Genomic DNA, 3,225 nt, shown 5'->3' with positions numbered 1-3,225 from the left:
TGCTGTGTGTGTAGTAGAAAGCTCAACCCGCGAGGGAAGAATCTCCCTGCTTCAGCTGGGGGAGAAGTCAATTTCGGACCAGAGTCACAGCATTGGGCTGTGGAGGGTGCGACTTCGCGCATCAGCGCCAGTGTCCAGCGCACTCAGTCGCTCCCGGATGCCCGTTCGGCGCGGAATCGGCGTGCGGCCGCCCCGATGACTTCCTGCAGGTAGGCCACGTCGTCCTCGCTGAGGTCGCTGCGGGCGCGCAGAAGCGGCACCAGCGACGCCACCAGCTCCGGCTCCTCCTGCGGGCGTGAGGCGGAGGTGGCGTTGGGGGTGACGTAGAAGGTTTCCGCCGGCATGCGCAGCCATGTCGTCATCGCGGCGAAGGCGGTGACGTCCGGCTTCAGTCCGTTCGCCATCCGCGAGAAGGTCGATGCGCTCATGCCGAGTTCCTTGGCCAACTGCCTCCAGGACAGCCCTTTTTGGTCCCGCGCAGCGTCCAGAGCCGCGTGCAGAGCCTGCACGTCCACCGTCGGGCTTTCGCTCATCGATGTCCCTGACCTCTCGCAACGCACAACTTGTCGATCACCTCTGCTAGCGCTGGACCCTGGCCCGGATCAGAGTGTTGATCGCCTGGAGGTTCTCACGGGATTGCTCGTCGGCGGGGGTGTGGCGGTTGCTGCGCCGGCACGGCTGGTCCTGGCAGTCGCCGGTTCGCCGGGCACTTGAGCGCGACGAGCAGGCGGTTGGGCTGTGGAGGAAGGATGTGTGGCCGCAGGCGGTATGACCGCTGCTGCGGCGTGCGCGTATATCCTCTTCGAGGACGGGGCCGGGTTCTCGATGACACCGCCCCGCGCTTGCGTCTGGGCTGGCGTGGACATACGCCGGTGGTGTGGGTGCGGGGCCGCTCCTGGTGCCGCTGGTCGATCGCCGCGATGTGTTGCTACAAGCCGGGTGAGGACTCCCGGTTGATCTACCGGCCGCGCCGCCACCGCAAGCACAGAGGCAAGGGGCGCGACACCTTCGCCTGGAGCGACTATCGCGACATGGTCGTCCGGGCTCACATCCAACCCCAGGCTGATCTGGGACAATCTCAACACCCACCGGACAGCAGGGATGCGTGAGTACGCGGTCGCACATAACTGGCGCACTATCATCCGACTGCCTTCCTATGCACCGAACTTGAATCCGGTCGAGGGTGTCTGGTCGCTGTTGCGGCACGACCGCTGGCCAATACCGCCTTCACCGACGACGAGGACCTTGAGACGCACCCTCCACCGGGGCTTACGTCATATCCAGCTCCGGCCCGACCTCATCGACGGCTGCCTGCCATGCACAAGACTGATCCTCACCCAGCAGCCGACAAAATCCCGAGGAAGTCAGTAGGCATACGGCCTGAGGCGACAAGCTCCGGGCCGTATGCGCATCACAGCAACACAGGACTCCCCATCAAGTGCTCGCGCGAGGTGACGTCGCCGCACGCTGTGGTTCCTCTATGAACACCCTTGGGTTCCTGACCCCATAGAGTCATATGACCCGCCCGCACGCCCAGTCGGCTGTCCAGAGGGCATTTGATCTAAGCTTGACTCTGTCGGAGATCTTGGAGTTGCCGAGGTCAGGTGCCCACCCACCGGGCTGCCGGGATGCGCGAGTATGCGGACGCACACGACTGGCTCACCATCGTGCAACTCCCTTCCTGCGCACCTGACCTGAACCCGGTGGAGGGCGTCTGGTCGCTGTTACGGCGCGGCTCGCTGGCCAATGTCGCCTTCGCCGACGACGACCACCTCGAACGCACCCTGCGCCGAGGCTTACGTCATATCCAGCTCCGGCCCGACCTGATCGATGGGTGCCTCACCGGAACCGGACTCACCCTCACGCACCACCCGACAACAACCCGAAGAGATCAGTACGCAGGCATTCGGCCCGAGGCTCCAGGCGGTGTGCCCCGGGCCGAATGTGCACCACAGCAACACAAGACTTGTCCATCGAGTGCTCCTGCGTCGTCGCCGCTCGCTGTGGTTCCTCCATGATCACTCTTGGGTTCCTGACCCAACAGAGTCATACGACCCGTACTTCTGTCTGTCCCGGACGGCGGCTCCGCGCAGCCCGCCACGCCCCCGCACTCAGGGGGTGTGTCAACTTAACGGCCCTGTCTCACATTCGGTGGTGACAGAACGTAATCACTGAAGTCCCTGGTCCGAGTTCCGGTGAGAGCAGTCGCAGAGGCGTCGTCGAGCGGCGCGTGCTCAGTCTCGACGGTCGCTTCACCCATGCTGGCCTGGGGGCGTTACTGCCGGCCACGGCCGCTACTTACCGTTACCACCGAATGTGAGACAGGGCCCTTAATCGGACAGTTCCCCTACACCCCCGCTGCGCGCCACTCCGGCATTGAGTACCAGGCCGTCGAGTCGGCCGAATCGACGAGGTGGTGAACAGCGTCGGGGCCGGCGGTGTCAACCGGGCAAGCCAAGGCTCCCGTTTCCTCAGCGACGCGGTGCAAGGGCTCCGGTCGCCGCCCGGAGACGACAACGTCGTGCCCGGCCGCCCGTAGCAGCCGCGCGGTTGCCGCACCGATCCCCGTTCCTCCCCCAGTAACGACCACAACACGCTGATCCGGCACGGGCGTTCGGCCTCCTGTCACGATCGGATGGGGCGACGTGATCTTACGCGGCTGGGGACCAGCGACCAGAGCCAGCGTGGCCAACGCCATCACTCAAGCCGAAGATGCCCCCTGCACCTACGGCCCCCGCCCGACGGCGCTGACTCCATGTACGAGGGGCCCTACGTTGGGGCCGGCTGCGAGTTGACTTCCTCCCCTCGCCTAAAGGCGGGGGATTCCAGCGGTCGCCCGCTGGGGTTCCTGCTTCACCGACGACCGCCCCGTCCGGGAGGACTCCCGTTGAGGTCTTACGCCATCTCCACAGGCTGCTGCCGCCAGCCCGGCGGCCAGGATGTTGCGTGCCGCATTCACGTCGCGGTCATGCACCGCGCCGCACTCGCACGTCCACTCACGGACGTTCAGCGGCAACTTCGCCGCGACCATGCCGCAGGCCCCACACAGCTTGCTGGACGGGAAGAAGCGGTCGATCACGACGAGATCGCGCCCGTACCAGGCGCACTTGTACTCCAGCATCATGCGCACGTCCGTCCAGGCCGCATCCGAAATGGCGCGCGCCAGGCGCCCGTTCTTCAGCAGGTTGCGGACGGTCAGGTCCTCGATCACGACCACTTGGTTCT

General features: G+C 65.5%; 4 protein-coding genes and 2 pseudogenes. 3 read left to right on the top strand and 3 right to left on the bottom strand.

Annotated elements, in window-relative coordinates; translation table 11 throughout:
- Positions 1 to 143: 143 nt before the first annotated feature.
- On the bottom strand, positions 144 to 533 hold the full coding sequence (locus ABZZ74_RS53220; protein ID WP_356951320.1) for a helix-turn-helix domain-containing protein: 390 nt from the start codon (positions 531 to 533) through the stop codon (positions 144 to 146).
- Positions 534 to 592: 59 nt separating this feature from the next.
- Here ABZZ74_RS53220 and ABZZ74_RS53215 point away from each other — a divergent pair, with 59 nt between their 5' ends.
- The 3 genes and pseudogenes from ABZZ74_RS53215 to ABZZ74_RS53205 form a co-directional block, all read left to right on the top strand.
- A complete protein-coding gene (locus ABZZ74_RS53215) occupies positions 593 to 772 on the top strand; it encodes a winged helix-turn-helix domain-containing protein (protein ID WP_356951321.1) in 180 nt (59 codons plus the stop codon).
- Between the two features lie 329 nt (positions 773 to 1,101).
- Complete coding sequence (locus ABZZ74_RS53210) at positions 1,102 to 1,371, top strand: hypothetical protein (protein WP_356951319.1); 270 nt, start codon at positions 1,102 to 1,104, stop codon at positions 1,369 to 1,371.
- A gap of 242 nt (positions 1,372 to 1,613) precedes the next feature.
- Positions 1,614 to 1,862 (top strand): annotated as a pseudogene (locus tag ABZZ74_RS53205) (transposase); the annotation flags it as partial.
- A 474-nt stretch (positions 1,863 to 2,336) separates the two neighbouring features.
- Here the strand turns inward: ABZZ74_RS53205 and ABZZ74_RS53200 are convergent.
- Together ABZZ74_RS53200 and ABZZ74_RS53195 are read right to left on the bottom strand one after the other, a co-directional pair.
- A pseudogene (locus ABZZ74_RS53200) lies at positions 2,337 to 2,608 on the bottom strand (SDR family NAD(P)-dependent oxidoreductase); the annotation flags it as partial.
- A 201-nt stretch (positions 2,609 to 2,809) separates the two neighbouring features.
- The coding region (locus ABZZ74_RS53195; RefSeq protein WP_356951318.1) for an RNA-guided endonuclease TnpB family protein at positions 2,810 to 3,225 on the bottom strand (416 nt) is incomplete at its 5' end.

It is taken from the genome of Streptomyces sp. NPDC006476 (assembly GCF_040612015.1).
Taxonomy (GTDB): domain Bacteria; phylum Actinomycetota; class Actinomycetes; order Streptomycetales; family Streptomycetaceae; genus Streptomyces; species Streptomyces griseorubiginosus_B.
The sequence above is the reverse complement of the archived record's forward strand: the minus strand, read 5'-3'. Positions and strand labels throughout refer to the sequence as shown.

Bases quoted from the DNA above. Each gene is read 5' to 3' on its own strand.
- ABZZ74_RS53220 (WP_356951320.1), bottom strand. From the start codon at position 533: ATGAGCGAAAGCCCGACGGTGGACGTGCAGGCTCTGCACGCGGCTCTG.
- ABZZ74_RS53210 (WP_356951319.1), top strand. From the start codon at position 1,102: ATGCGTGAGTACGCGGTCGCACATAACTGGCGCACTATCATCCGACTG.